The organism is Planomonospora antibiotica, assembly GCF_014647955.1.
GTDB classification, from domain to species: Bacteria; Actinomycetota; Actinomycetes; order Streptosporangiales; family Streptosporangiaceae; genus Planomonospora; species Planomonospora parontospora.
The window spans coordinates 37,416-63,519 of record NZ_BMQE01000021.1 but is presented as its reverse complement, the minus strand read 5'-3'; the positions used below and the strand labels follow the sequence as shown (position 1 = coordinate 63,519).

The 26,104-nt window shown below is 72.5% G+C and carries 27 protein-coding genes; 14 read left to right on the top strand and 13 right to left on the bottom strand.

Translation table 11 applies throughout. From position 1 onward, the window contains the following. Positions 1-49: 49 nt before the first annotated feature. The 3 genes from IEZ06_RS19855 to IEZ06_RS19845 form a co-directional block, all read right to left on the bottom strand. On the bottom strand, positions 50-3,127 hold the full coding sequence (locus IEZ06_RS19855) for a hybrid sensor histidine kinase/response regulator (RefSeq protein WP_189238198.1): 3,078 nt from the start codon (positions 3,125-3,127) through the stop codon (positions 50-52). Positions 3,128-3,230: 103 nt separating this feature from the next. Beyond that, the gene (locus tag IEZ06_RS19850; RefSeq protein ID WP_189238197.1) at positions 3,231-4,385 is read right to left on the bottom strand and encodes an acyl-CoA dehydrogenase family protein; all 1,155 of its coding nucleotides are present in this window, start codon (positions 4,383-4,385) and stop codon (positions 3,231-3,233) included. Then, on the bottom strand, positions 4,382-5,458 hold the full coding sequence (locus tag IEZ06_RS19845; RefSeq protein WP_189238196.1) for an acyl-CoA dehydrogenase family protein: 1,077 nt from the start codon (positions 5,456-5,458) through the stop codon (positions 4,382-4,384). Before IEZ06_RS19845 ends, IEZ06_RS19850 begins: the two co-directional genes overlap by 4 nt. Positions 5,459-5,647: 189 nt before the next feature. Here IEZ06_RS19845 and IEZ06_RS19840 point away from each other — a divergent pair, with 189 nt between their 5' ends. Both IEZ06_RS19840 and IEZ06_RS19835 read left to right on the top strand, forming a co-directional pair. Beyond that, a complete protein-coding gene (locus tag IEZ06_RS19840; RefSeq protein ID WP_189238195.1) occupies positions 5,648-6,358 on the top strand; it encodes a TetR family transcriptional regulator in 711 nt (236 codons plus the stop codon). A gap of 161 nt (positions 6,359-6,519) precedes the next feature. After that, positions 6,520-7,194: a FadR/GntR family transcriptional regulator gene (locus IEZ06_RS19835; RefSeq protein ID WP_189238194.1), complete on the top strand. Its 675-nt coding sequence runs from the start codon at positions 6,520-6,522 to the stop codon at positions 7,192-7,194. Between the two features lie 117 nt (positions 7,195-7,311). On the opposite strand, the gene IEZ06_RS19830 is transcribed toward IEZ06_RS19835, so the two are convergent. Next, positions 7,312-8,250 carry an aldo/keto reductase gene (locus IEZ06_RS19830; RefSeq protein ID WP_229798413.1) on the bottom strand — a complete coding sequence of 313 codons (939 nt, stop codon included), beginning with the start codon at positions 8,248-8,250 and terminating at the stop codon, positions 7,312-7,314. A gap of 336 nt (positions 8,251-8,586) precedes the next feature. Here IEZ06_RS19830 and IEZ06_RS19825 point away from each other — a divergent pair, with 336 nt between their 5' ends. After that, complete coding sequence (locus IEZ06_RS19825; protein WP_189238193.1) at positions 8,587-9,783, top strand: cytochrome P450; 1,197 nt, start codon at positions 8,587-8,589, stop codon at positions 9,781-9,783. 126 nt (positions 9,784-9,909) lie between these two features. Here the strand turns inward: IEZ06_RS19825 and IEZ06_RS19820 are convergent, their stop codons facing one another. After that, the gene (locus IEZ06_RS19820; protein ID WP_189238192.1) at positions 9,910-10,902 is read right to left on the bottom strand and encodes a polyprenyl synthetase family protein; all 993 of its coding nucleotides are present in this window, start codon (positions 10,900-10,902) and stop codon (positions 9,910-9,912) included. A 1-nt stretch (position 10,903) separates the two neighbouring features. On the opposite strand from IEZ06_RS19820, the gene IEZ06_RS19815 reads away from it, so the two are divergent. Together IEZ06_RS19815 and IEZ06_RS19810 are read left to right on the top strand one after the other, a co-directional pair. Then, positions 10,904-11,341, top strand: a complete 438-nt coding sequence (locus IEZ06_RS19815; RefSeq protein WP_189238191.1) for a type II toxin-antitoxin system RelE/ParE family toxin — start codon at positions 10,904-10,906, stop codon at positions 11,339-11,341. Then, the gene (locus tag IEZ06_RS19810; protein WP_189238190.1) at positions 11,338-11,658 is read left to right on the top strand and encodes a helix-turn-helix domain-containing protein; all 321 of its coding nucleotides are present in this window, start codon (positions 11,338-11,340) and stop codon (positions 11,656-11,658) included. Before IEZ06_RS19815 ends, IEZ06_RS19810 begins: the two co-directional genes overlap by 4 nt. A 196-nt stretch (positions 11,659-11,854) precedes the next feature. On the opposite strand, the gene IEZ06_RS19805 is transcribed toward IEZ06_RS19810, so the two are convergent. Then, on the bottom strand, positions 11,855-12,883 hold the full coding sequence (locus IEZ06_RS19805; protein WP_189238189.1) for a GDP-mannose 4,6-dehydratase: 1,029 nt from the start codon (positions 12,881-12,883) through the stop codon (positions 11,855-11,857). Between the two features lie 306 nt (positions 12,884-13,189). On the opposite strand from IEZ06_RS19805, the gene IEZ06_RS19800 reads away from it, so the two are divergent. The 3 genes from IEZ06_RS19800 to IEZ06_RS19790 are packed head-to-tail and all read left to right on the top strand — an operon-like array spanning position 13,190 to position 16,250. Further along, a complete protein-coding gene (locus IEZ06_RS19800; protein ID WP_189238188.1) occupies positions 13,190-14,452 on the top strand; it encodes a glycosyltransferase family 4 protein in 1,263 nt (420 codons plus the stop codon). A gap of 40 nt (positions 14,453-14,492) precedes the next feature. Further along, entirely contained in the window at positions 14,493-15,206 is a 714-nt protein-coding gene (locus tag IEZ06_RS19795) for a class I SAM-dependent methyltransferase (RefSeq protein WP_068897703.1), read from the top strand. A 3-nt stretch (positions 15,207-15,209) separates the two neighbouring features. Then, complete coding sequence (locus IEZ06_RS19790) at positions 15,210-16,250, top strand: prenyltransferase (protein ID WP_189238187.1); 1,041 nt, start codon at positions 15,210-15,212, stop codon at positions 16,248-16,250. Between the two features lie 14 nt (positions 16,251-16,264). On the opposite strand, the gene IEZ06_RS19785 is transcribed toward IEZ06_RS19790, so the two are convergent. Then, the gene (locus IEZ06_RS19785) at positions 16,265-16,897 is read right to left on the bottom strand and encodes a class I SAM-dependent methyltransferase (RefSeq protein ID WP_189238244.1); all 633 of its coding nucleotides are present in this window, start codon (positions 16,895-16,897) and stop codon (positions 16,265-16,267) included. Between the two features lie 140 nt (positions 16,898-17,037). On the opposite strand from IEZ06_RS19785, the gene IEZ06_RS19780 reads away from it, so the two are divergent. The 3 genes from IEZ06_RS19780 to IEZ06_RS19770 are packed head-to-tail and all read left to right on the top strand — an operon-like array spanning position 17,038 to position 18,849. Continuing rightward, a complete protein-coding gene (locus IEZ06_RS19780) occupies positions 17,038-17,511 on the top strand; it encodes a pyridoxamine 5'-phosphate oxidase family protein (protein ID WP_189238186.1) in 474 nt (157 codons plus the stop codon). 14 nt (positions 17,512-17,525) lie between these two features. Beyond that, positions 17,526-17,735, top strand: a complete 210-nt coding sequence (locus IEZ06_RS19775; protein WP_189238185.1) for a ferredoxin — start codon at positions 17,526-17,528, stop codon at positions 17,733-17,735. A gap of 28 nt (positions 17,736-17,763) precedes the next feature. Continuing rightward, positions 17,764-18,849, top strand: a complete 1,086-nt coding sequence (locus tag IEZ06_RS19770) for an alcohol dehydrogenase catalytic domain-containing protein (RefSeq protein ID WP_189238184.1) — start codon at positions 17,764-17,766, stop codon at positions 18,847-18,849. A 212-nt stretch (positions 18,850-19,061) separates the two neighbouring features. Here IEZ06_RS19770 and IEZ06_RS19765 read toward each other — a convergent pair whose 3' ends face one another. Then, the gene (locus IEZ06_RS19765; protein WP_189238183.1) at positions 19,062-20,006 is read right to left on the bottom strand and encodes an AraC-like ligand-binding domain-containing protein; all 945 of its coding nucleotides are present in this window, start codon (positions 20,004-20,006) and stop codon (positions 19,062-19,064) included. A gap of 304 nt (positions 20,007-20,310) precedes the next feature. Here IEZ06_RS19765 and IEZ06_RS19760 point away from each other — a divergent pair, with 304 nt between their 5' ends. Continuing rightward, the gene (locus tag IEZ06_RS19760; RefSeq protein WP_189238182.1) at positions 20,311-21,126 is read left to right on the top strand and encodes a dioxygenase family protein; all 816 of its coding nucleotides are present in this window, start codon (positions 20,311-20,313) and stop codon (positions 21,124-21,126) included. Positions 21,127-21,250: 124 nt separating this feature from the next. Continuing rightward, complete coding sequence (locus IEZ06_RS37665; protein WP_189238243.1) at positions 21,251-21,439, top strand: type II toxin-antitoxin system RelE family toxin; 189 nt, start codon at positions 21,251-21,253, stop codon at positions 21,437-21,439. A gap of 76 nt (positions 21,440-21,515) precedes the next feature. Here IEZ06_RS37665 and IEZ06_RS36465 read toward each other — a convergent pair whose 3' ends face one another. Then, on the bottom strand, positions 21,516-21,704 hold the full coding sequence (locus IEZ06_RS36465) for a hypothetical protein (protein WP_229798411.1): 189 nt from the start codon (positions 21,702-21,704) through the stop codon (positions 21,516-21,518). Positions 21,705-21,722: 18 nt separating this feature from the next. Continuing rightward, on the bottom strand, positions 21,723-22,175 hold the full coding sequence (locus IEZ06_RS19745; RefSeq protein WP_229798409.1) for a helix-turn-helix domain-containing protein: 453 nt from the start codon (positions 22,173-22,175) through the stop codon (positions 21,723-21,725). 167 nt (positions 22,176-22,342) lie between these two features. On the opposite strand from IEZ06_RS19745, the gene IEZ06_RS19740 reads away from it, so the two are divergent. After that, complete coding sequence (locus IEZ06_RS19740) at positions 22,343-22,705, top strand: VOC family protein (protein WP_189238181.1); 363 nt, start codon at positions 22,343-22,345, stop codon at positions 22,703-22,705. Between the two features lie 72 nt (positions 22,706-22,777). Here the strand turns inward: IEZ06_RS19740 and IEZ06_RS19735 are convergent, their stop codons facing one another. From IEZ06_RS19735 to IEZ06_RS19725, 3 genes are read right to left on the bottom strand one after another with little or no spacing between them, the layout of a single operon-like run. Beyond that, the gene (locus tag IEZ06_RS19735; RefSeq protein WP_189238180.1) at positions 22,778-23,785 is read right to left on the bottom strand and encodes a sugar phosphate isomerase/epimerase family protein; all 1,008 of its coding nucleotides are present in this window, start codon (positions 23,783-23,785) and stop codon (positions 22,778-22,780) included. Position 23,786: 1 nt separating this feature from the next. Beyond that, positions 23,787-24,953 carry a Gfo/Idh/MocA family protein gene (locus IEZ06_RS19730; RefSeq protein ID WP_229798407.1) on the bottom strand — a complete coding sequence of 389 codons (1,167 nt, stop codon included), beginning with the start codon at positions 24,951-24,953 and terminating at the stop codon, positions 23,787-23,789. Beyond that, a complete protein-coding gene (locus IEZ06_RS19725; RefSeq protein WP_189238179.1) occupies positions 24,950-26,014 on the bottom strand; it encodes a substrate-binding domain-containing protein in 1,065 nt (354 codons plus the stop codon). The genes IEZ06_RS19730 and IEZ06_RS19725 overlap by 4 nt, the downstream gene beginning before the upstream one ends. Positions 26,015-26,104: the final 90 nt, after the last annotated feature.

The following is a 26,104-nucleotide window of genomic DNA, read 5'->3' as shown; positions in this document are numbered from 1 at the left end:
CCGCACGGCGTGACCGGTCCCGTCACCCCGCCAGTCGCGGCCGGTCCCGTCACCCCGCACGGCGCGGTCCCTCGCCGTGCGCCGCGGGCTCCTGTTCCCCGCCGACGGCGGGGCGCAGGGTCCTGAGCGTGCGGCAGACGAGGTCGAGCTCCTCCCGCAGCGGCCGCAGCGTCTCCACGGTGGCCGAGAGCCCCCCCGACCGGCCCTGCGCCTCCAGCCGGGCGCACAACTCCGCCAGCGCGGTCGCGCCCATGTTGACGGCGGAGCCCTTCAGGCTGTGCGCCCGCTTCTCCACGTCCCCGGCGTGGCCCCGGGCGACGGCCTCCTCCAGCTCTTCCAGGGCGCCCGGAGCCTTGGCGACGAAGGAGGTCGCCAGATAGTCGACCATCTCCCAGTCGTCCTCCCCCGCGTCCGGTCCGGCCAGCTCGTCGAGGCGCTCCCTGATGGAGGTCTCGCGCGACGCCCGCTCCGACTCCTCCGGGGGCAGGCCGGACTCCTGCGCAGGCCTGCCGGACTCCTCCGGAGGCGGCTCGGACTCCTCCGGGGGCCTGCCGGGATCCTCCGGGGAGGCCGGGCCTCCACCGAACGTGCCCGGCGCCGGGACGGGCGGCGCCACACCGGTAGGCGGCGCCGTACCCGGCCCCGCCGTACCGGGCCCCGCCGTAGCGGCAGGCGCGGCCGGGGCGGGCTTCCCCGCGTCGGGGCCGGCCTGCGCGGGCCGCAGCGGTTCGAGGATCTCGCCCAGTTCGTGCGCGCGCACCGGTTTGGCCAGGTAGTCGTCCATGCCCGCGTTCCGGCAGGCCTCCTGGTCCTCGCCGAGCACGCTGGCCGTCAGCGCCACGATGTACGGCCGGGGCTCCGGCTGCTCGGCGCGGATCCGCCTGGTCGCCTCCAGCCCGTCCATGTTCGGCATGTGCATGTCCATGAGGATCACGTCGTAGGAGGCGTGCCGTACCGCCTCCACCGCCTGCGCGCCGTCGTCGACCGTGTCGACCCGGTGGCCGAGCCTGGCCAGCATGAGCTGGGCGACCTTCTGGTTGACCGGGTTGTCCTCGGCGAGGAGCACGTTGAGGACGCCCTTCCCGGCGGCCCCTCCCGGCTCGGTCCCCTCCCTGCGCTCACCGGCGGTCTCCGCCTCGGAGGCCGCGGCCCCCCTGCGGGCTATCGCGCCCGCCATCTTCTCCCGCAGTACGGCGCTGCGGGCGGGCTTGGTGAGCACCGCGTCGAACAGCTCCTTCTGTTCGAGCCTGGCCCGCCAGTGCACGCTCGTCAGCAGCACCAGCGGCAGGTCCCGCCCGATGGGGAGATCGCGCAGGACACCGGCCAGCTGCTCCCCGCTCATCTCCGGCATGTGCATGTCCAGGACGGCGACGTCGTAGGAGTGGCCGCCGGTCACCAGGTCCACCGCCTCGCCCGGTGTGCCGACGTCGGTGCACTCCATGCCCCAGCCCGCGAGCTGCAGCCGCAGGACGCGCCGGTTCGTCGCGTTGTCGTCCACGACGAGCGCGGACTTGCCGGTGAGCGCCACGGCGGCGGGCGTGGGCGTGGACGCCGGGCACTCGGGGCAGCCCGCCAGCACCGCGGTCAGCGTGAAGGTGGAGCCGACGCCGACCTCGCTCTCGACGCCCAGGTCCCCGCCCATGGCCCGGGCGAGCCGCCGGCTGATCGCCAGGCCGAGTCCCGTGCCCCCGTAGACCCGGGTGGTCGAGGAGTCCACCTGGCTGAACGAGCGGAACAGCCGGTCCATGCGTTCGGCCGGGATGCCGATCCCGGTGTCCCTGACCGCGATCCGGAGCCGGATCGGGCCGTCGTCCCGCTCCGAGAGCCGCTGCCCGTCCGCGGTGACGACGATCTCCCCCCGGTCGGTGAACTTCACGGCGTTGCTGAGCAGGTTGACGATCACCTGCCGGAGCCGCGTCACGTCGCCGCGCAGCACCCTCGGGCAGTCCGGGGCGACGTCCCCGACCAGTTCGAGGCCCTTGCTCTCGGCGGCGAGCGCCATCAGGGAGAGCGTCCCCTCCACGCACTCCCGCACGTCGAACGGCTCGTCGTCGAGGTCGAGCTGACCGGCCTCGATCTTGGAGTAGTCCAGGATGTCGTTGATCACGGAGAGCAGGGCCTCACCGCTGTTGCGCACGGTGTCGGCGAGCTCCCGCTGGTCGGTGTCGAGGTCGGTCTCCAGCAGCAGGTCCGTCATCCCGATGACGGCGTTCATGGGGGTGCGGATCTCGTGGCTCATGGTGGCCAGGAACGAGGCCTTGGCCGCCGCCGCGGCGAGCGCCTCGTCCCGCGCCCGGGTGATGACCTGCACCGAGCCGTTGACGGCCGCGGCCATCTGCGCCAGCTCCACCGGCTCGGTCACCTGGGCGGGCCGGGTCACGTCACCGGCCGCGACCCGTCCGGCCGCGGCCGCCACCTCGTCGACGGAGCCGGTCACCTTGCGCGTCGTCCACCGCGCGGCGACGGCGACCAGCAGGGCCGCGAGCAGCGAGCCCCACAGGATGACGTTCCGGGTGTCGGCGGCGCTCTCGGCGCTGTCGCGCCGCCGCTGCTCCAGCAGGCGTTCCTCCTCGGCCCTCATCTGGTTCAGCAACGTCTCGATCTCGATCATGCTCCACACGCCGCGGTCGGTCAGGATGACGTCGCGGGCGGCCTCGAAACTCTCCTCGCGGCGGAGGCGGATCGTCTCGTCGAGCACCCCGAGCTTCTCCCGCACCGGCGGCTGGAGCCTGGTGAGCGCCTCCTGCTGGCGGGGGTTGTTCACGGTCATCCGGCGCAGGGCCGCCAGGTCCTCCTCGATGCCGGGGAGCGCCTGCCGGTAGGGAAGGAGGTAGCGGTCCTGCCCGGTGATGACGTAACCGCGCTGGCTCCTCTCCGCGTCCTTGATCAGGTTGCGGAGATCCGCGATCCGGTCGAGGGTCTGGTGCGTGCGCTCGACCGACATCCGCTCCGCCGACAGCGTGCCGATGCGGACGTAGGAGCTGATCCCGATGACCGCGAGTGCGCTGAACGCGAGCACGTAGCCGATCGCGAGCAGTCCGCTCAGCGTCCAGCCGCCCCTGCGCCGTCGCCTGCCCGGCTCGGGCGCCTGCCGTTCGGATGAGGTTGAGGGCGCGCCTGTCGCCATGGTCTCGTCCTCTTCTCCACAGTGGACATAAATAGCCGTTTATTCTATATGTCCGCTTTTTCGAAGAGGATGTACCGCACGCCGGCCTACCGGCGCGGCCCGCTCACCGGGGCGGTCTCGGCAGGCCCAGCCCGAGCATGGCGATCAGCTCGCGCTGCACCTCGTTCACCCCGCCGCCGAAGGTCAGCACGAGCGCGCCCTTGGCCAGGCGGTCGAGCCGCTCGGCGAACTCCGCCGTCTCCGGGTCCGACAGGTCCCCGAAGCGGGCCAGGACGTCGCCGAGGAGCCGGCCGGCCTCCTGCATCGCCTCCGAGGCGTAGACCTTGGTGGCGGAGGCGTCCGGGGCGCCCAGCCAGCCGCGGTCCATGCCCGCCGCGACCTGCCAGTTGAGCAGCTCGTTGGTGCGGAAGAGCACGTGGAGGCGGCCGAGCGCGCGGCGCACCGCGGGCTCGCCGTCCAGTCCCGCGCCCCGCGCCCAGTCCAGGAACCGGTCGTGGAGGCGGCCGAGGTTGCCGGCCGGGCCGAGCGTGACCCGCTCGTGGTTGAGCTGGTCGACGATCAGGTCCCAGCCCCGGTTCACCTCCCCCACCACCATGTCCACCGGCACGCGCACCCCCGAGTAGTAGGTGGCGTTGGTGTGGTGCCGCCCGTCCATGGTGACGATCGGCGTCCAGGAGAAGCCGGGGTCGGCGCAGTCGACGACCATCATCGTGATGCCGCGGTGCCGCTTCGCCGCCGGGTCGGTCCGGGCGGCCAGCCAGATGTGGTGCGCGCGGTGGGCGCCGGAGGTGAACGTCTTCTGCCCGTCGACCACGTAGTGGTCGCCGTCGAGGACCGCCGTGGTGCGCAGGGACGCCAGGTCGGTGCCCGCCTCGGGCTCGCTGTAGCCGATCGCGAAGTGGCACTCCCCGGCCAGGATGCGCGGGAGGAAGAGGTCCTTCTGCGCGCGCGTGCCGTGCTGCATGAGGGTCGGGCCGACGGTCTGCACGGTGATGAGCGGGTAGGGCACCTCGGCGCGCGCGATCTCGTTGGCGAAGATCTGCTGCTCCAGCGGGCCGTACCCGCCGCCGCCGTACTCCTTCGGCCAGCCCAGGCCGAGCCTGCCGTCGCGGCCGAGGCGCCGGCAGTGCTCCATGTAGGCCTCGCCGAACGGGTCGGCGGCGATCTCCGCTCGCTCCTCGGCGGTCAGGCAGCCCTGGAAGTACTCGCGCAGCTCGTCGCGGAGCCGCTTCTGCTCCGCGGTCAGGTCGATCATCATCCGGCGAGCGCTCCGATCTCGTCGAGCCGGGCCTCCGCCCCGCCCAGCAGGTGGGCCTGGTGCCTGGCCCAGGCGAAGTAGCGGTGCAGCGGGTAGGTCACGTCCAGTCCGATCCCGCCGTGCAGGTGCTGGCAGGTGTAGAGGGCCTTCAACCCGGCGTCGGCCGCGGTGAACGCGCCCACCGCCAGGTCGGCCTCGGCCTCCTCGGGCGGCCCCTCCGCCAGCCGCCAGACCCCCGACCAGAGGGCCACGTCCAGGGCCCTGCCCGCGATGTAGACGTCGGCGATCTGCACGGTCACCGCCTGGAACTCGGCCAGCGCCCGGCCGAACTGCCTGCGCGTCCCGATGTAGCCGGTGGTCAGCGCCAGGGCCCCGGCCAGCACGCCGGAGGCGGTGGCCACGGCCCCCGCGGTGGCCAGGCGCCGCAGGCCCCGCGGCGCCTCCCCGTCCCCGTCCGGGCCGACCGGCTCGGCGGGGGCGCCGTCCAGCACCAGCACGGCCCCCGGTTCCCCGGACGGCAGGGGTACGGCCCGCAGCTCCGCCGCCCCGGGCCCGACCAGGAACAACCCGGTCCCGCCGTCGCCCACCGCGGCCGGGACCAGCACCCGGTCCGCCTGGGCGGCGTAGGGCACGGCGCCGGTGCGGCCGTCGAGCACCCAGCCGCCTCCCGGGGTCCGCCGGGCCGTGACGGCGCCGGCGCCGCGCGGCGCCGCGCTCAGCACCAGTTCGCCCTCGGCCAGCGGGGCCAGCGCCCGGCGCTGCGCGGCCGAGCCGTACCCGGCGACGGTCATCGCGGCGACCAGGCTCTGCTGGACGGGGACGGGGGCGACGTGGGCGCCGACCTCGCGCAGGATCACGGCCAGCTCCACCGGCCCGAGCCCGGCGCCGCCCGCCTCCTCGGGGAGGACCGCGCCGAGCAGCCCGGCCCGGGCGAGGGCCCGCCACAGACCCGCGTCGTACGGCTCGCCGCTCCGTTCGTGCGCCTCGAGCCGGGCCGGGGCCGCCTCCCGCCCGAGCAGCCCCGCCGCCAGCCCGCGCAGCTCTTCCTGTGCCTCGTCAAGGGTGAAGTCCACTGGCGCCTCCCGGCGGTGGTGCCCGAATCGCTCGACCAGAAATTAGAACAGATTCCAATAACTGTCCATAGTGCTCACTTTCACCATCACACAGAATGCCGCCGTGAGACATATCTCATGGATGAGCCAGGGAGTTTGTGACTGGCGGGTAACTCATCGGAAGAGACGGGAATCAGATAACGTGTTCTCATGCGTACTCCGCATACGACCATCGAGGCGCCGGTCACCCCGCGTCTCACCGGCACGTCCGCCCCGAGCACCGCCGGATCCGTCACGAGCAAGGGGGCAGGCGTGCACGGCGAACCCTCGTCCACCGGCGTCCGCACGAGGAGCCAGCACCAGCGGCGCAAGCGCATCATCCAGGCCGCCGCGGCCCTCGCCTCGCGCGGCGGCGTCGAGGCCATGCAGATGCGCACCGTCGCCGAGCGCGCGGGTGTCGCGCTGGGCACGCTCTACCGCTACTTCCCCTCGAAGATGGACCTGGTCGTCGCCGTCGTGGGCGAGGAGATCGACCTGCTCGAGAGCAGCATCGAGCGCCGGCCGCCCAGCGCCTCGGCCCCGGCGGGCCGTGCGGTCGACGTGCTGATGCGGGCCACCCGCGGCCTCATGCGCGAGCCCGAGCTCGCCGACGCGCTCATCCGCTCGCTGATCATGACCGAGGTGGAGACCCCGTTCGGGGAGCGCATGGCGGGCCTGCTCGTCCGCGTGGCGGGAGAGGGAGCCGGCGCGGACGGCGCGACCGAGGAGCAGGTCGCCCTGGCGGGATCACTGGCGAGCGTCTGGGTCCACGAGCTGCTGGAGATGCTGCGCGGGCGGCGGACGTACGACCAGATCCAGTGGCGCATCGAGATCGCCGCCGTCCGCCTGTTCGCCGATTTCCCGGCCGCCCCCTCCGCCTGAGACCGGAACGGGTCGCGGAACGCTCCGGAGAGCGACCCGGACGGCGTTCCGGACGACGCACGGGCGGGTCCCGGTCACCGCGGCCGCCTCCGGACGCCCTCGCGCTCGGGCCCCTAAACTCCTGGGCATCCGATGCAGGGGCGAGTCTGGGACGGTGAAGCGTGGCGGTCACCGACGCCGCGATCGACAAGATCAAGCAGATGATCCTCTCGGGCGAGCTCACCCCGGGCAGCCGCCTGCCGAAGGAGGCCGATCTCGCCGAACGGCTCGGCCTGTCCCGCAACTCCCTGCGCGAGGCGGTCCGCGCGCTGGCCCTGATCAACGTGCTGGACGTGCGCCAGGGCGACGGCACCTACGTGACCAGCCTGGAGCCGGGGCTGCTGCTGGACGCCATGTCCTTCGTGGTGGACTTCCACCAGGACGACACCGTGCTGCAGTTCTTCCAGGTCCGGCGGATCCTGGAACCGGCGGCGACCGCCATGGCCGCGGCCCGGATGGACGACGCCGGGGTGGCCGAGCTGCGCGGGATCCTCGCCTCGCTGCCCGGGGACCCGAGCGTCGAGCAGCTCGTCGCCAACGACCTGGAGTTCCACCGGCGCATCGCGGCGGGCTCGGGGAACGCGGTGCTCTGCTCCCTGATCGAGAGCCTGTCCGGCCCGACCACCCGGGCCCGCGTCTGGCGGGGGCTCACCCAGGAGGGGGCCCTGGCCAGGACCCGCGAGCAGCACGCCGCGATCTGCGAGGCCATCGCCTCCCGCCAGCCGGAGGTCGCCCGCGCCTGGGCCACCGTGCACATCGCCGGCGTCGAGGAGTGGCTCCGCGACGCCCTCACCTGACCTCGGCCGAGCGGGCGACGCTTCCGGGCCTCGCCCCATCCGCCCCGACCGAGCGGCGGCGCCTCCCGGACCTCGCCTCACCCGGCCCGAGGAGAGGGGCGGCCCCGGCCTTCCATCTCAGCCGACGAGGCCCTCGGCGGCGAGGTCGGTCCAGAGGTCCTCGGGGACGGGTGCGGCGGCCAGGGCGGCGTTGCGGGCGACCTCGGCGGCCGAGCGGGCCCCGGCGACCACGGAGGCGACCGCCGGATGGCGGAGCGGGAAGGCCAGCGCCGCCTGGGGCAGGGTGACGCCGTGGCGTTCGCAGACCCGGGCGATCCGGCGGGCGCGCGCCAGCAGCGGCCCGGGGGCGGGGGCGTAGTCGTAGGTGCCGGAGGCGTCGTGGGTGGCCAGCAGGCCGCTGTTGAACACCCCCGCCGCGAGCACGCGGACCCCGCGCTCCGCGCAGAGCGGGAGCAGCCCGCGCGTGCCCGACCGGTCGAGCAGCGTGTGGCGTCCCGCCAGCATCACCACGTCCATGTCCGTCTCCCGGACGAACCGGGCGAGCATCTCCCACTGGTTCATGCCGGCCCCGATCGCCCCGACGACGCCCTGGTCGCGCAGCTCGGCCAGGGCCGGGTACGCCTCGGAGACGGCCTGCTCCCAGTGGTCGTCCGGGTCGTGGATCAGCACGATGTCGACCCGGTCGAGACCGAGCCGCCCCAGGCTCTCCTCCAGCGACCGGCGCACCCCGTCACGGGAGTAGTCCCGGACCCGGCGCAGGTCCGCGGGGACGTCGAAGCCCTCCGGGTCCCTGCCGCCTCCCGACGACGGCACGAGCAGGCGGCCCACCTTGGTGGAGAGCGTGTAGGAGTCGCGGGGACGGCCCGCCAGGGCCGCGCCGAGCCGCCGCTCCGCCAGGCCGAGCCCGTAGTGCGGCGCGGTGTCGAACAGCCGGATCCCGGCCTCGTAGGCGGCGTCCACCGCCGCCCGTGCCGTCTCGTCGTCCACCGCGGTGAACAGGTTGCCGATGGGTCCGGTGCCGAAGCCGTACCTGCCGATGTCCGCGCTGATGCCCACCACGTGCTCCGTTCCGCGGGAGATGCCCGGGTACGGCTCCCGCCGCCCGGCGGGAGCCTAGCCGATCACGGCTCCGGCGCCCCGGCCGGCGGATAAGGCGGCGCCGTACGGGTAGGGCGGCGTCACGCGACCGGACGAGTCCGGGACGGGACAACCAGCGGCCCCGCCCTTGACTCTCCCCCCGGACCGTAATAGAACACGTTTCAGAAACGTGTTCGGCCAAGTGATCGATCAGTGATCCCCGGATGCACCGCCGGTCGGGACGCGGCCGGACCGCGTCCCGATGCCGCGCAGGACGCCGGGGAAGCCGCCCGTACGGCCCGCATGGGAGAGCAGATGGACATCAACGTCATCGACCAGGACTTCTACGCGAAGCACGGGCCTCCCCACGAGCAGTTCTCCTGGCTGCGCGCCAACGACCCCGTCCACTGGCACCCCGACCCCGACGGTCCCGGATTCTGGGCGGTGACCCGGCACGCCGACGTGGTCCACGTCTCCCGCCGTTCCGATCTGTTCTCCTCCCACCGCAAGCTCGCGCTGATCAACGAGATGCCCGAGGAGGAGCGCGAGCTCCAGCGGATGATGATGCTCAACCAGGACCCCCCGGAGCACACCCGGCGGCGCTCCCTGGTCAACCGGGGCTTCACCCCGCGGGTCATCGGGCGGCTGGAGCAGCACATCCGCGACATCTGCCACGACCTGGTGGACGAGGCCAGGGGCCGCGGCCCGGTCGACTTCGTCCGGGACATCGCCGCCCCGCTCCCGCTCTACGTCATCTGCGAGCTGCTCGGCGCGCCCGTCGAGGACCGCGACAAGCTCTTCACCTGGTCCAACCAGATGATCGGCGCCGAGGACCCGGACTACGCGGCCGACCCGTCGCAGGGACGCGACGCGGCCTCGGAGGTCTACGCCTACGCCAACGCCCTGGCCGCCCAGCGGCGCGCGGAGCCGCGCGACGACATCATCACCAGGCTCCTGCAGCCCGCCGAGGACGGCGAGGCGCTCGACGAGAACGAGTTCGACCTGTTCGTGCTGCTCCTGGTGGTCGCGGGCAACGAGACGACCCGCAACGCGGCCTCCGGCGGCATGCTGGCGCTCTTCGAGCACCCCGAGCAGTGGTCCCGCCTGGTGTCCGAGCCGGCGCTGGCGCCCGCCGCGGCCGACGAGATCGTCCGCTGGGTCTCGCCGGTCAACCTCTTCCGCCGCACGGCGACCGCCGACACGGTGATCGGGGACCGGCAGGTCCGCGAGAACGACAAGGTCGTGGTCTTCTACGGCTCGGCCAACCGCGACGAGTCCGTGTTCGACTCCCCCGGCGTCTTCGACATCGGCCGCGACCCCAACCCGCACATCGGCTTCGGCGGCGGAGGGGCCCACTTCTGCCTCGGCAACCACCTCGCCAAGCTGGAGCTCCGGGTCCTGTTCGAGGTGCTGGCCGAGCGGCTGCCGAAGATCTCCCAGACCGGCCCGGCCCGCCGCCTGCGCTCCAACTTCATCAACGGCATCAAGGAGCTCCCGGTCGACCTCGGCTGACGGGATCCGGCCTCACCCGACGGGCCCGGCTCGGTTGACGGGCCCCGCCCCGACCGACAGGTCCCGCCCCCGCCGACGGGCCCCGCCCCGGCCGGCGGGGTCCGCCCCGGCCGGCGGGGTCCGGCCTCACCTGAGGAGCAGGGACTCCGCCCTGTCGAGGCAGGCGTACGGCAGGCGGTGCAGGGCTTCGGCGGCCTCGGGGTCGGCGATGCCGGAAGGCAGCGCGGCGACGGCGTCCGCCGCCAGGCCGCGGCAGTGCGCGATCGTCTCCTCCGCCATGGAGCCCGCCCTGAGCCGGGCCAGGACGGCTCCGATCTCGTCCTCGGTCAGCCGCCGCCCCAGGAACGGGCGCAGATCGGCGCACTCCCCCCGCACGGCCGTGAGCAGCGGCAGGGTGTAGACGCCCTGCCGCAGGTCGTTGCCGGCGGGTTTGCCGAGCAGCTCCGCGGTGGAGCCCAGGTCCAGCAGGTCGTCCAGGATCTGGAACATCATGCCGAACCGCTCGCCGTACTCCGCCAGGGCCTGCCCGTCCGGGTGCGCGACCAGGCAGCTCGCCCGGAACAGGGAGGCCGTCTTGCGGCGGACGGAGCACAGGGCGCTCTCGGGGGTGCGGCCGGCGTCGAAGAGCTCGGCCGCCTCCTGGAACTGGCCCTCGGCCAGCTCGACGACGGTGGCGGCCAGCGTCTCGGCCACCGGCCTGGAGAGCGAGGAGAGCGCGGTCAGCGCGGCCCTGGCCAGCATGAAGTCGCCCACCACCAGCGCCCGGGCGTCGCCCAGCTCGGCGTTGAGGGTCCGCACGCCGCGGCGCTCGGCCGCCCCGTCCATCAGGTCGTCGTGGACCAGCGACCCCGCGTGGACGAGCTCCACGCACGCCGCCGCGGTCACCGTCCGCCGGTCGATCCGCCCGCCCAGGGCGAGTGCCGCCGCCAGGGTCAGCGCGGGCCGCAGCCGCTTGCCCCCGGCCCCGGTGATCCGGGTGACCGCGCGGCTGACGGACGGCAGCCGGGACGAGGCGCTCAGGCTCCGCAGGCGCCTCTCCACCCGCCGGAGCCCGGCGGAGACGGCCGGACCGGCGAGAACCTCCTCCGGACCCGCGGGACGCGTGACATGGACGGGCACGATGACCTCCTGGTGGCGGAACCCCTCCTGCGGGGATCACCCGCCACGCTGCCCGAACCCCCCTGAGGAGACGCTGAGCCCGGCTGAGCCGGAGCTGAGGACCGCTGAGACCCCTCTCAGCGAGACCGACCACGCTTCCCGCAAGCCGGTCAACCAAGCGATCTTGATATTGGAACGCAATGGCCCGGCAGAGGGTCGTCCGCTCGTGGACACCGTCACAGGTTCCACGATTCCCGACATGAAGGAGCTGAGACCGGGTTCCACCGGCCGTAGCGAGATCCGCATCCTGTTCGTCTTCGATCCCTGGAGAGCGGCAATCTTGCTGGTGGCCGGCGACAAGGCGGGTAACTGGCAACGCTGGTACCGGACGGCGATCCCGCGAGCCGAACGGCTGTACGACCTCTACCTGGTGGAGCGGCAGAAGGAGATGGGCCGATGAGCAACTACCGCAGATGGCGCGAGAGCGGCCATCTGGAGCAGGCGATCGAAACCGCAGGCGGCCCGGAGCGGTTCGAGACCGAAGTGCAGCAGTTGCGCGCCCAGGCACAAGGCTGGCGGCTGAGCGAGATGCGCAAGCGCCGAGGTCTCACCCAAGCCCAGGTCGCCGATCGCATGGGCATCTCCGTGGCCCGGGTGTCCCAGATCGAGAAGGGCGACGTGTCGACCCGCGAGGTCCTGGACCGCTATGTCGCCGCCCTCGGCGGCACGCTTAAGCTGATCGCCGATTTCGGCGACGAGCAGCTCAAGGTCAGCTGACCGCTCACGGGTCACCTGCCGTGACCAGGGCGGCTCCGCCTCCATAGGGCAGGGCGATGATCCTGGCGCGGAAGCCCGGCGCCCGCTCGCATATGCGACGGCGGCACGAGGGCGGATCGCCAGGTGCCCGGCCATCGGCAACGCCGATCAGCGCGCTCCGTGGGAAGGCGCCCGCCATTCGAAAGCCGGGCGGCGCTCAGGGCCAGGAGGAGTCCTGGTCGGGGTCGCCGCCCTCGGACAGGAGCTTGACGTCGGCCTCGACCATCATGGCGACCAGTTCCTCGAAGGAGACCGAGGGCTCCCAGCCGAGCTGGACGCGGGCCTTCTTCGGGTCGGCGCAGAGCAGGTCGACCTCGGCCGGGCGGTGCAGGGCCTGGTCGCAGACGACGTAGCGCTCCCAGTCGAGGCCCGCGGCGGAGAACGCCGCCTCGACGAGCTCCCGCACCGACTGGGTCCGGCCGGTGCCGATGACGTAGTCCTCGGGCGTCTCGGCCTGGAGCATCAGGTGCATCGCCCGGACGTAGTCGCCGGCGTAGCCCCAGTCGCGGCGGGCCTCCAGGTTGCCCAGGCGGAGCTCGGAGGCCAGGCCGAGCTTGATGCGGGCCACGCCGAGGGAGACCTTGCGGGTGACGAACTCGGCGCCGCGGCGCGGCGACTCGTGGTTGAACAGGATGCCGCTGACCGCGAACATCCCGTAGGACTCGCGGTAGTTCTGCGTCAGGAAGTGGCCGTAGGCCTTGGCCACGCCGTACGGCGAGCGGGGGTGGAACGGGGTGGTCTCCGCCTGCGGGGTCTCCCGGACCTGCCCGAACATCTCCGAGGACGACGCCTGGTAGAACCGGATCTGGCCGGAGCCGTTGACGGTCCGCGAGGAGGAGATCCCCGAGCAGACGCGGATGGCCTCCAGCATGCGCAGCACGCCCATGCCGGTGACCTCGGCGGTCAGCTCGGCCTGCTCCCACGACATCGGCACGAACGAGATGGCGCCCAGGTTGTAGACCTCGTCGGGCTGGACCTTCTCCACCGCGGAGATGAGCGAGCCCTGGTCGAGCAGGTCGCCGCGGACCAGCTGGACGTCCTGCAGGAGCCTGCGCACCCGGGAGACGCGCGGGTTGGCCTGCCCCCGGACGAGCCCCCAGACCTCGTAGCCCTCGTCCAGCAGGCATTCGGCCAGGTAGGAACCGTCCTGCCCGGTGATGCCGGTGATCAGCGCGCGCCTGGCCAACGCGTCCTCCTTGCTCGTCGGGCGGGGCTTGCTCCCGGACCGGGTCCTACCCGGACAGTGTGCCGTTGACTGGCGAATGTACCGCCCTGCCCTGTTATGGGCACCATACCGGGCGGCGTGTCACTAGAACCCGTTTCACCGAATTGCGATCGGTCGCGCCAACGTCGCAGCTCGTATGCCATGAAAGTGACACTGAGCACAATTCCACATTAGAAGGGTGAGACCTACCGAATGGTAGGGTCCGAGGTCTAAGGTCATCTTTCACGGTACCTGTCCTCACCCGGACAGGGTGAGGAAGGGGTTGCCGTGCCAGGTGCGGACTCGCTGCGGATCGCTCTGCTGTCCTACCGGAGCAAGCCGACCTGCGGCGGCCAGGGGGTCTACCTGCGCCACCTCAGCCGTGAGCTGGTCGCCCTCGGCCACCGCGTCGAGGTCTTCTCCGGCCAGCCCTACCCCGAGCTCGACGAGGGGGTCGTCCTCACCAAGGTCCCCAGCCTCGACCTCTATCGCGACGAGGACCCGTTCCGCACCCCGGGGCTGCGCGAGTTCCGCGACTGGATCGACGTGCTCGAGGTCGCGACCATGTGGACCGCCGGGTTCCCCGAGCCGCTGACCTTCAGCCTGCGCGCCCGCCGCGAGCTGGCCAAGCGGGTCGGCGACTTCGATGTCGTCCAGGACAACCAGACGCTCGGGTACGGCCTGCTCGGCATCCAGAAGCTCTTCCCGGTGGTCGGCACCATCCACCACCCGATCAGCGTGGACCGGCGGATCGAGCTCAAGGCCGCCCCGCTGCGCAAGCAGTTCTCGATGCGGCGCTGGTACGGCTTCGTGCGCATGCAGGCCAAGGTCGCCCCGCGGCTGAACCCGATCCTGACCGTCAGCGAGTCCTCCCTCGCCGACATCCACCGCGACTTCAACGTCCCGCAGGCCAACATGCGGCTCATCCCGCTGGGCGTGGACACCCGCTACTTCCACCCGCGCCCGGAGCTGCCCAAGCGTCCCGGCTCGATCGTCGCGGTGGCCAGCGCCGACTCGCCGATGAAGGGCGTGGCGACGCTGCTGCGCGCGGTGGCCAAGCTCGCCACCGAGCGCGACGTGAACCTGACCGTGGTGAGCAGGCCGACCCCGGGCGGCCCGACCGAGAAGCTGGTGGCCGAGCTCTCCCTGGCCGACCGAGTCCGGTTCGTGCACGGCATCTCCGACACCGAGCTGGGCGAGCTGATCGCCACCTCGGAGATCGCGGTCGTCCCCTCGCTCTACGAGGGCTTCTCGCTCCCGGCCGTCGAGCACATGGCCTGCGGGACCCCGCTCGTCGCCTCGCGGACCGGCGCGCTGCCGGAGGTCGTCGGCGACGCCGCGGTGCAGGTCGCCCCCGGCGACCCCGAGGAGCTGGCCGCCGCGCTGCGCCGCCTGCACGACTCCCCCGAGGAGCGGGCCGAGGTCGGCCGGCGCGGCTACGAGCGCGCCATGGAGCGCTACACCTGGAAGGTCGTCGCGCAGCGGACCGTGGAGGCCTACCGCGAGGCCATCCAGGCCCACGCCGCGACCCGCACGACCCGCACGACCTGATCGACCCCTTTCCCAGCTGGATCTCTGCAAGGAGCGGCAAGTGCTGACTGTCGACTTCGGCCGGTTGCCCGTCGGGCCCGGGACCCGAGTCCTCGATCTCGGCTGCGGCGGCGGGCGGCACGCCTTCGAGGTGCTGCGCCGGGGCGCCGACGTGGTGGCCTTCGACATGGACGCCGAGGAGCTGAAGGGCGTGGCGACCATGTTCGCCGCGATGGAGCAGGCCGGCGAGGTGCCCGACGAGGCGACCGCCGAGACGGTGACCGGCGACGCGCTGGACATGCCGTTCGAGGACGCCAGCTTCGACCGGGTGATCGCCGCCGAGGTCCTGGAGCACATCCCCGACGACATGGCGGCGATGCGGGAGATCTTCCGGGTGCTCAAGCCGGGCGGCCTGGCCGCGGTCACGGTGCCGAGCTTCCTGCCCGAGCGGATCTGCTGGGCGCTGGACGAGGACTACCACACCGCCCCCGGCGGGCACGTGCGGATCTACACGCTCGCCGAGCTCGGCGCGAAGCTCAAGGCCACCGGGTTCGTCATCGGCCCGCACCACCACGCCCACGGCCTGCACGCGCCGTACTGGTGGATCAAGTGCGCCGTCGGCGTGAACAACGACGACCACCCGCTGGCCAAGGCGTACCACGAGATCCTCGTCTGGGACATCATGAAGCGCCCGGCCGCCACCCGCATCGCCGAAGCGCTGCTCAACCCGCTCATCGGCAAGAGCGTCGTGCTCTACGTCCGGAAGCCCGCCTGAGCCGTGGACCGGCAGCGGGTCGCGCAGACCGCGGGCAGCATCGCGGCCGTGCAGGAGGCCGACGGCGGCGTCCCCTGGCCCGAGGGCCACGTGGACGCCTGGAACCACGTCGAGTGCCTGATGGCGATGAGCGTGGCCGGACTGGCCGAGCCGGTCCGCAGGGGCTACGACTGGCTGGTCCGCACCCAGCGGGCCGACGGGTCCTGGCCGATGAAGCTGGTCGGGGGCAGGGCCGTCGAGCACGGCGGGGAGTCCAACCACGCGGCCTACGTCGCGGTCGGCGTCTGGCACGAGCTGCTGGTCACCGGCGACGAGGGCTTCGCCCGCGAGATGTGGCCCGTCGTGCGCTCCGCCCTCGACTTCACGGTCGGCCTGCAGACCACCCGGGGCGAGATCGTCTGGGAGCGGGCCGCGGACGGCCGGGCGGCCTCCTACGCCCTGCTGACCGGCTGCGCCTCCATCCACCAGGGCCTGCGCTGCGGCGTGCTGCTCGGCGAGCACCTGGGCGACCCGCAGCCCGACTGGGAGCTCGCGGCCGACCAGCTCGGCCACGTGCTGGCCGCCCATCCCGAGGCGTTCGCCGACAAGAGCCGCTTCTCGATGGACTGGTACTACCCGATCCTCGGCGGCGCCCTGCGCGGTCCGGCGGCCCACGCCCGGCTGGCCGAGGAGTGGGACACGTTCGTCGAACCGGGCCTGGGCATCCGCTGCGTCTCCGACCAGCCCTGGGTGACCGGCGCGGAGACGTGCGAGCTGGTGCTGGCGCTGGACGCGCTGGGCGACCGGGACCGGGCCGAGAAGCTCTTCACCGACATGCAGCACCTGCGGCACGAGGACGGGTCCTACTGGACCGGCTGGCAGTTCGTGAACGAGAAGTGGTTCCCGCACGAGCGCTCGGCCTACACCGCGGCCGCCGTCGTGCTCGCCGCCGACGCGCTGTACGGCCTCACCCCCGCGTCGGGTCTCTTCCGCGACGCGGGCGCCTACGCGACGGACCGCCCCACCGCGGCCTGCGGCTGCAGCCACGCCCGCTCCCCCGGCTGACCCGGCGGGGCCCGTCAGCCGATGCCGGGGCCGATCCGCTCCAGCACCCGGAGCGAGCCCTCCCGCCGGACCTCCTTGAACGCCCCGGAGGCCAGCGCCCTCTGGTGGACGCGGTACGGCGCCTGCCCGCCGTCGGCCGGGTCGGGGTAGATGTCGTGGAAGACCAGCGCGCCGCCCTGCACCACGTGCGGGGCCCAGCCCTCGTAGTCCTTGGTGACCGGCTCCTCGGAGTGGCCGCCGTCGATGAACAGCATCCCCAGCGGGGTGTTCCACAGCTCGGCGACCCGCTCGGACCTGCCGACGATCGCGATGACCTCCTCCTCCAGCCCGGCCGCGGCGATCGTGCAGCGGAAGGTGGGCAGGGAGTCCATCTTGCCGAAGCGGGGGTCGACCAGCGTGGGGTCGTGGTGGGCCCAGCCCGGCTGGATCTCCTCCGAGCCCCGGTGGTGGTCCACGGTCAGGACGACGGAGCCGGACAGGCGGGCGCCCGCGCCGAGGTAGACGGCGGACTTCCCGCAGTAGGTGCCGATCTCGCAGATCGGCCCGCGCGAGCCGTACTCGGCGGCGGTCTCGAACAGGGCGATCCCCTCGGCCCGGGGCATGAACCCCTTGGCGCGGTGGGCGGCCTGCAGCAGGTCCGCGGGCATGCTCGGCGGCGTGCCGGGGCGCGGGTCCGCGGGCAGGTCGGAGGGCCCGGTGGCGTTGCTCATCCGAGCAGCCTACCCACGCCGAACTACATTCGGAACGACTCTTGCCGGGCCTTGTGGAACATGTTCTACTTTGCACCGTGAATCAGCGCGCGCGCATAGCGATGTCCGACGACGAGGTCACCGCCTTCATCGCGGAGTCGCGGAAGCTCCAGCTCGGCACGATCAACCCGGACGGCATGCCCCACATGGTCACCATGTTCTACGGGCTGGACGAGGGGAAGATCGCCTTCTGGACCTACGGCAAGGCCCAGAAGACCCGCAACATCCAGCGGGACGCCCGGGTGAGCTGCCTCATCGAGGCCGGGGACGACTACGCCGAGCTGCGCGGAGTCCTGGTGTACGGCGTCGCGCGCACGATCGGCGACCCGGAGGGCGTGCTGCGCGTCGGCATGGGCGTGACCCGGCGGATGGCCGGGATGCCGGACTCCGAGGAGCTCGTCTCCGAGTACGTCGCCCACACCGGCCGGAAAAGGGTCGCGTTCGTCGTCGAGCCCACCCGGGTGGTCTCCTGGGACCACCGTAAGCTCGGCACGCCGATCCAATCCGGTTGAGGAGGTTCACGCTCATGAAGATCAAAGTCGACTATCTGGTCTGCGAGGCCAACGCCGTCTGCATGGGACTCGCCCCGGAGGTCTTCGACGTCGACGACGACGACCAGCTGCACGTGCTGCTGCCTGAGCCGCCGCCGGAGATGATGGACCGCGTCCGGCACGCCGTGCGGTCCTGCCCCAAAGCCGCCCTCTCCCTCGAGGAGACCCCCGAGGAGACGGCATAACCCCGGACCCAGGACCCAGGAGGCCCCCATGCGCGGTGCGCTGCTCCACGCCGTCGGCGACGACAAGCTCGACATCCGCGACGACTTCACCCTGGCCCCGGTGGGCCCGGCGGACGTCCGGATCAAGGTCAGGGCCACCGGCGTCTGCCACTCCGACCTGTCGGTGCTGAGCGGCGTGCTGCCGATGCCGCTCCCGGTCATCCCCGGGCACGAGGGCGCGGGCGAGGTCGTCGAGGTCGGCGACCACGTGACCACGGTCCAGCCCGGCGACCACGTCATCGTCAACTGGACCCCGGCCTGCGGCACCTGCTCCAACTGCCTGGTGAACCAGCCGTTCCTGTGCATGACCTACGTCATGGACAGCTTCGTCAACGCCCGCTTCCGCTACGGCGGCGACACCCCGGCGTTCGGCATGGCCGGCTGCGGCACCTGGTGCGAGGAGATCGTCGTGCCCTGGCAGGGCGCGGTCAAGGTCGACCCCGACGTGCCCTTCGAGGTGGCGGCGCTGATCGGCTGCGGCGTCACCACCGGCGTCGGCGCGGCGCTCAACACCGCCAGGGTCCGCGCGGGCTCGACCGTGGCCGTGGTCGGCTGCGGCGGGATCGGCCTGTCGATCATCCAGGGAGCCCGGATCTCCGGGGCCACCACGATCCTGGCGATCGACCCGCTGGAGTCCAAGCACGAGCTGGCCGAGAAGGTCGGCGCCACCCACGCGGTCACGCCCGACCAGCTGATGGACGCGATCGGCACGCTGACCGGGGGCCGGGGCTTCGACTACGGCTTCGAGGCCGTCGGCAAGTCCGCCGCGATCATGACCGCCTGGCAGGCGACCCGCCGCGGCGGCGACATGATCGTCGTCGGCGCGGGCGCGATGGACGACACCGTCCCGCTGAGCGCCTTCAGCCTGCTGTTCGAGGGCAAGAACATCCTCAGCTCGATGTACGGCGGCTCGGACGTCCGCCGGGACTTCCCGTTCCTCGCCGGGCTGTACAAGGCCGGCAAGCTCGACCTGGAGAGCATGATCAGCTCCCGGATCAGGCTCGCCGACCTCAACGACGCCGTCGCGGCCCTGCGCGGCGGCGAGGTCCTGCGCCAGGTCGTCGTCCTGGACTGACAGTGAGCATGCAGGGGAACGCCTCCCGGTGGAGCCTGGTTCTCGGCCTGACCGACCACGGTGTCTTCAACCCGATCTGCCGGCTCCGTCCGGGAGGCGTTCGTCCGCACTCACCGGACGCGGCACGCGACCTCATGGGATCCTGACCAGAGGCCCCGTCACTGTCCTGTCCGGATCACCCGGCCGCGAGCCGGCCGGGCGGGCCCTCCCCCTCAGTCCCGCCGGTCCCGCCAGTCGCGCGGCGCGCGGCCGTAGGCCCGGCGGAAGGCCCGGCTGAACGAGGTGGCGTCGGTGAAGCCCCAGCGGGCGGCGATCTCCCCCACCCCCTCGCCGCGGGGCCCCGCGGCGGCCAGCTCCCGGCGGCAGTGGTCCAGGCGGCGGGCGCGCACGTGCGCGGTCACCGTGCCGCCCGCCGCCTGGAAGATCCGGTGGAGCTGGCGGACCGAGACGTGATGGGCCTGCGCGATGACGGCCGGGGACAGATCGGGGCGGTGCAGGTTCCGCTCGATCCAGTCCACGATCCGCGCGTACGCCTCGGCGTGCGCGCCGCCGGGCGGCGGTGTGCCGTCGAGCCGCTCGCACAGCGCCCCGGTCACCACGTTGACCAGGGCCTCGCCGAAGTGCACGCCGTACGGGCCGTCCGCCGGACCGCCGTGGACCGCCAGTGCGCTCAGGAAGGAGACCGCCAGGCTCCCCGGGCCCTCCCTGCTGCCCAGCAGCGTGCCCGCCAGTTCCGCCACCCGCGCGGGCGGCAGCAGGATCACGGACCGGGGGATGGTCAGGGCCAGCAGGTGGTGGTCCTGGAGCGCGAACCTGACCGGGCGGGCCAGATCGTAGAGCACCAGGTCGCCGGAGCCGACCTCGACGTGCCTGCCCGCCTGCTCGACCACCCCCGAACCGCGCAGCAGCAGGGACAGCTTGTAGTGCTCCATGCCGTCCCGCAGGCCGTGCCGCGCGGCGCGGCTCACCACGTGGGCGGGCGCGCGCACGTCGCTGACCTGGACCGGGCCCAGGGTACGGCCCACGATCCGGCCCGCGAACCCCTCCCGGTCGTCGGTCCGCAGCTCCAGCGGGCCGAAGGCCCGTGACACGACGTCCCGCCAGAACGCGGCCTGCTCCCGGGCCGGCGTGCCGGCCGTGCTGACGAAGGTGGGCATGGCCCCTCCCCGGTCTCGTGGGCTCTCCGAGCGTCCCGCTGAGCCTTCCGGTGCCGCCGGTCGCGGCCCGCCCAGCCTCTCCCCCCGAGCCGGGCGCCGGAAATCCCATCCGTGTCCCCGTCACGGGTTATGGAACGACCGGCCCCCGCCGGGGGAAGGGCCGCGGCGGCCCGGCGCTCCACGCCAACACCCTGGCACGCGCGGCCACGTCCGCGGCGGACGCGGTGGATATACACGTCAGGGACGGGCCGCCGCGGCCTCCGACGCGGCCCGTCCCCCGCCCCCTCCCCCGACAAGGAGCACGATGAGCGAGAACCCGCACCGGGCCGGCGAGCAGCCCGGCCTCAGCCGTAAGAGGTTCATCACCGCGGTGGGCCTGGGCGCTCTGGCCGCGCCGGCGGTGGCCGGCGCCGCCTCCCGCGCGGGCGCCGCGTCGGCGGCCCCGGCGGACGCGCCGCTGGCCTGCACCCCCGGCAGGACGACCGTGGCCCAGACCGAGGGACCGTACTTCAAGCCGAACTCCCCCGAGCGCGACGATCTCACCGCCGGGGTGTCCGGTACCCGGCTGGTCGTCAGCGGCCACGTCTTCGACCGCGCGTGCCGCCCGCTGAGCCGGGTGCTCATGGACTTCTGGCAGGCCGACAACTCCGGCAACTACGACAACGTCCGGTTCACCCTGCGCGGCCACCTGTTCACCGGCGCGGACGGGTCGTACCGGCTGACCACCATCGTCCCCGGTCTCTACCCGGGGCGGACGCGGCACATCCACGTCAAGCTCCAGGCGCCGGGCCAGTCGCGGATCCTGACCACCCAGCTCTACTTCCCCGGCGAGCCGCGCAACAACACCGACACCATCTTCGACCCGTCGCTGCTGATGAACGTGCGCACGGCCGGGGGCGTGCGGGAGGGGACGTTCGACTTCGTGCTCGACGTCGCCGGGACGCCCACGACCAGCCCGTCGCCGAGCACGCCGCCCGGCGGGACCTGGCGGGCCGGTACGGCCTACGCCGCCGGGGACCGGGTCGCCTACGGGGGCGCGACCTACCGCTGCCTCCAGGCGCACACCGCGCAGACCGGATGGGAGCCGCCGAACGTCCCCTCCCTGTGGCAGCGCGCCTGACCCGCCCGGACCGCCGGTCCGCGTTCCCGGCGAGGCACGCGGCCCGGCTCCGGCCGGTTCCGGTGCGGGAACCGGACCGGGCGCACCGGGCCGCGCGGGAACCGGCCCGGACCCGGAGGCGTTCATCCGCAGACGGACACCGCGGGACGCCTTACGGGAGCCGTGGCGTGTCGGCAAACCTCTCCAGGAGCCGTACGACGGCCTGCACGTCGCCCGGCGGGGGACCTACCGAGTCGTCTACCGCATCGACGAGGACAAGCACACCGTGTCGATCCAGACGATCAAACACCGCCGGGACGCCTACCGCCCCTGATGGTCCACGGTGCTACGGCCCGCGGTACCCCTGACAGCTCGGCCGGCAGTGGGGCATGCAGTCCGTGGACCAGTCCCTACCGAAGCAAGTCATCACCTTCATGTGGATGGCGGCCGTTGTGTCCGGTCCGGTCCCCCGCGTACGACTCGATCTCCTGATGATCGGCGACCAGCACAGTGTGCACCGCGTCCTCGGCCAGGGCGAGCATCAAGTCCATGAGCGAGAACGGAAACAGCACGTTCGTATCGACGAAGACCCGCGCCATGGTCAGTCCCTCCGGAGGTCAGTAGGGCGGATCCTCCTCTTCAACGATCTCCATGATCCTGCGGCGGCCCTCGGCACGGCGCTCGCGGAGGGCCTGGAACTCCAGGACGTCGGCAAGACGGACCAGTCGATGACGACTACCGGGCAAGTGCTGCGAAGGGATTTCACCCTCGTCGAGCAGCCGGGCGACGAAGGGGCGCGACAGGCCGAGTAGCTGTGCGGCCTCGTTCGGAGTCAGCCGGGTCTCCACCGGCAGGGCGAAGACGGCATTCCCCTTCGCGAGATCGTGAGCCGCGGCGAGCACGAGACTCACGAGCGATTCGGGCAGCACGACATCACGGCCGTCGTCTCCGCGCAACACGAGCTGCGCATGCTGGGCGACCGTCTCGAGATGGGCGAGCAACTCGCGATCCTCATGATCGGCCTCGATCCGGACTGCGTGGGCGAGAACCCCGGCACGGGACACGATCACCTCCTGCGGACATATCTGAAATAAGTGTAACCTGTGGCCGGCGAAATGGCATGCGCAACCACGCTTGCCCGACCATCCGTACCGCGATGCCTCACTCATGGCAGCCCATGGGACGGCAGGATGGTCATATGAGAAACGATCAACGACGGCCGGGGCTGGTCGAGTGGATGGCCCTGACGGTCGACTGTCCCGATCCGAGCGTCATGGCGGATTTCTACGCGGTACTGCTCGGTGGAGAGGTGACACGACAGACCGCTGACGAGGCACACGTGGACGCCGAGGGCCGATTGATCATATTCCGGGCCGTTCCGGACTACCGGCCCCCGACGTGGCCTTCGCCCGAAGTGCCGCTGCACTCGCACTTCGAGTATGTCGTCGAGGATCCTCACGCCGCCGCGCAGCAGCTGCTGCCGCTGGGAGCCGGGCCGGCTCGGCATCAGGACCCGGACGATCCCGACCTGGTCGTCATGCTCGACCCGGCCGGGCACCCGTTCTGCCTGATTCGGAGCAGTGCGGCCCGGCGGACCTGACGGCGGGGGCCGTCCCGGTGCCGCACCGCCGATTTCGACAGGTGAGCGATCCGGGCGGGGGCCCGGTTCCGCTCACTCCCCGCTGAAGGCCGCGTCGAACGAGGCCGCCGGGGGCGTGATGGCGTTGAGCCGCCGGACGAAGTCCAGCGCCTCGGGCGCGCCGTCCAGGCGGTCCATCCCGGCGTCCTCCCACTCGATCGAGATCGGCCCGCCGTACCCGATGGAGTTCAGCGCCCGGAAGCAGTCCTCCCAGGGCACGTCCCCGCGCCCGGTGGAGACGAAGTCCCAGCCGCGCCGCAGGTCCGCCCAGGGCAGGTGGGAGGCGAGCCGCCCGCGCCGCCCGTCGCCGCACCTGACCTTGGCGTCCTTGCAGTCCACGTGGTAGATCCGGTCGGCGAAGTCCAGGATGAAGCCGACCGGGTCCAGGTCCTGCCAGACCATGTGGGACGGGTCCCAGTTCAGCCCGAACGCCTCCCGGCGGCCGATCGCCTCCAGGGTCCGCACCGTCGTGTGGTAGTCGTAGGCGATCTCGCTCGGGTGCACCTCGTGCGCGAAGCGGACCCCGACCTCGTCGAACACGTCCAGGATCGGGTTCCACCGGTCGGCGAAGTCGGCGTAGCCCGCCTCCACCATCGACGCCGGCACCGGCGGGAACATCGCGACCGTGTGCCAGATCGACGACCCGGTGAAGCCCACGACCGTGTCCACGCCCAGCTTCGCCGCGGCCCGCGCGGTGTCCTTCATCTCCTCGGCCGCCGCCCGCCGCACCTCCTCGGGGTCCCCGGAGCCCCAGATCCGCGCGGGCAGGATGGCCCGGTGCCGCTCGTCGATCGGGTGGTCGCAGACCGCCTGGCCGACGAGGTGGTTGGAGACCGCCCACACCTTCAGGTCGTACTTGGCGAGCGTCTCCAGCTTCCGCCCGACATAGGAGTCGTCCGCCAGGGCCTTGTCGACCTCGAAGTGGTCGCCCCAGCAGGCGATCTCCAGCCCGTCGTAGCCCCACTCGGCGGCCAGCCGGCAGACCTCCTCGAAGGGCAGGTCGGCCCACTGGCCGGTGAACAACGTGATCGGCCTGCTCATCTCACACCACCGTCCAGCGGCTCTCGTCGGCCGCGCTCGCCTCGACCGCCGCCAGCACCCGCTGCACCCGCAGCCCGTCCTCGAAGGACGGCGCGGGGTCGGTGCCGGCGGCGACCGCCTCCAGGAAGTCCTTCACCTCGTGGGTGAAGGTGTGCTCGTAGCCGAGCCCGTGCCCCGGCGGCCACCAGGCCCCCGCGTACGGGTGGCCGGGCTCGGTGACCATGATCCGCCGGAAGCCCGCCTCGGCCCCGTCGAGCGTGTGGTCGTGGAACCACAGCTCGTTCATCGCCTCGAAGTCGAAGGCCAGGCTCCCCTTCGAGCCGTTGACCTCGATCCGCAGCGCGTTCTTGCGCCCGGCGGCGAAACGGGTGGCCTCGAACGAGGCCAGCGCCCCGCCCTCCAGCCGCCCGATGAACAGCGCGGCGTCGTCGACGTCGACCGTCCCCTTCTCCCCGGTACGGCTCCCACCCGCGAGGCCCTCCGAGGCGTCCGCCAGCGGGCGCTCCCGGACGAACGTCTCGGTTAGCGCCGAGACGCCCACCAGGTTCCGGCCGGTGACGAACTGGGCGGTGTCCACGATGTGCGCCCCGATGTCGCCGAGCGCGCCCGAGCCCGCGCGGTCCCGGCGCAACCGCCAGACCAGCGGGAACTCCGGGTCCGCGATCCAGTCCTGGAGGTACTGCGCCCGGACGTGGCGCACTTCCCCCAGCCTCCCCTCGGCCACGAACCGCCGGGCCAGCGCCACCGCCGGGACCCGCCGGTAGTTGAAGGCGACCATCGCGCGCACGCCCCGCGCCGCCGCCTCCCGGGCCGCCTCCGCCATCGCCTCGGCCTCGGCGACCGTGTTGGCCAGCGGTTTCTCGCAGATGACGTGCTTGCCCGCGGCCAGCGCCGCGATCGCGATCTCGGCGTGCGAGTCGCCGGGCGTGCAGACGTCCACGATCTGCACGTCGTCGCGCTGGACGAGCCGCTTCCAGTCCGTCTCGGCCGCCGCCCAGCCGAGCCGCCGCGCGGCCTCTGCCGTGCGTTCCGGCGAGCGCCCGCCGAGCACCGCCATGGACGGGACCACGGGCAGGTCGAAGAAGGCGGAGACGCTCCGCCAGGCCTGGGAGTGCACCCGCCCCATGAACGCGTGCCCGACCATGCCCACCCCGATGACCGGCTTCACGATTCGAACCCCAGCGGCAGGTACTCGGCGACGTTCTCCTTGGTGATGGTCTCCGAGGCCAGCGTGATGGACTGCGGCACCTGGTTCTCCACCAGGTCGCTCATACCCTTCCCCTGGGCGATGAGCCGGGCCAGCTTGACGGCGGAGGAGGCCATCGTCGGGCTGTAGGTCACGGTGGCCTCCAGCACGCCCGTGCCGGCCTGGATGTCGCGCATCGCGTTGGCCGAGCCCGCCCCGCCGACCATGAAGAACTCGTTCCGGCCGGCCTCCTTGATCGCGGCCAGCACGCCGATGCCCTGGTCGTCGTCGTGGTTCCACAGCGCGTCGATCTTCTTGTGCGCCTGGAGCAGGTTCCCGGCGACCTCGGTGCCGGACTCCACGGTGAACTGGGCGTCCTGCTGGGCCGTCACGCTGAAGCCGTACGTCTTGAGCGCGTCGGCGAAGCCCTTGCTCCGGTCCTGGGTGAGCGGAAGCGTCGCGATGCCCTGGATCTCCAGGATCACCGGGTTCGCCACGCCCTTGTCCTTGAGCCGCTTTCCGATGTAGTGCCCGGCGGCCACGCCCATGCCGTAGTTGTCGCCGCCGATCCAGGTCCGGTAGGAGAGCTTGTCGGGGAAGACGCGGTCCAGGTTGACCACCGGGATGCCCGCGTCGCTCGCGCGGCGGGCGATCTGGTTGAGCTGCTGGCCGTCGTTGGGCAGGATCACCAGCGCGGAGACCTTGGCCGCGATGAGCGACTCGACGGCGGAGATCTGCGCGTTGATGTCGTTGGTCGGCTCGACCGGCTTGAACTCCACGTCGGTGTACTGCTTGGCCGCGGCCTCGGCGTTCTTGGCGATCGCGGCGATCCAGCCGTGGTCGGCGGCCGGGGCGGAGAAGCCGATGACGACCTTCTCACCGGGCGTGTCGTTGCCGCTCCCGGCGGCCGGGGCGCTCGACGGCGCGGCGGCGGCGCTCGGCTGGGCGGCGGGCTCGTTGCTCGTGCAGGCGGTCACCAGGGCTCCCGCCCCGATGACCGCCCCGCCGACGAGGAATCCCCGGCGGGCGAGTGGGTTGGACATGATCGTGCTCCTTCTGCTGCCGTGCGGGGGGTTCCAGGTGGAGGTGCGCCCCGGCGGGCCCCTTGCCGTGCGGGGTTCCGGGTGGAGGTG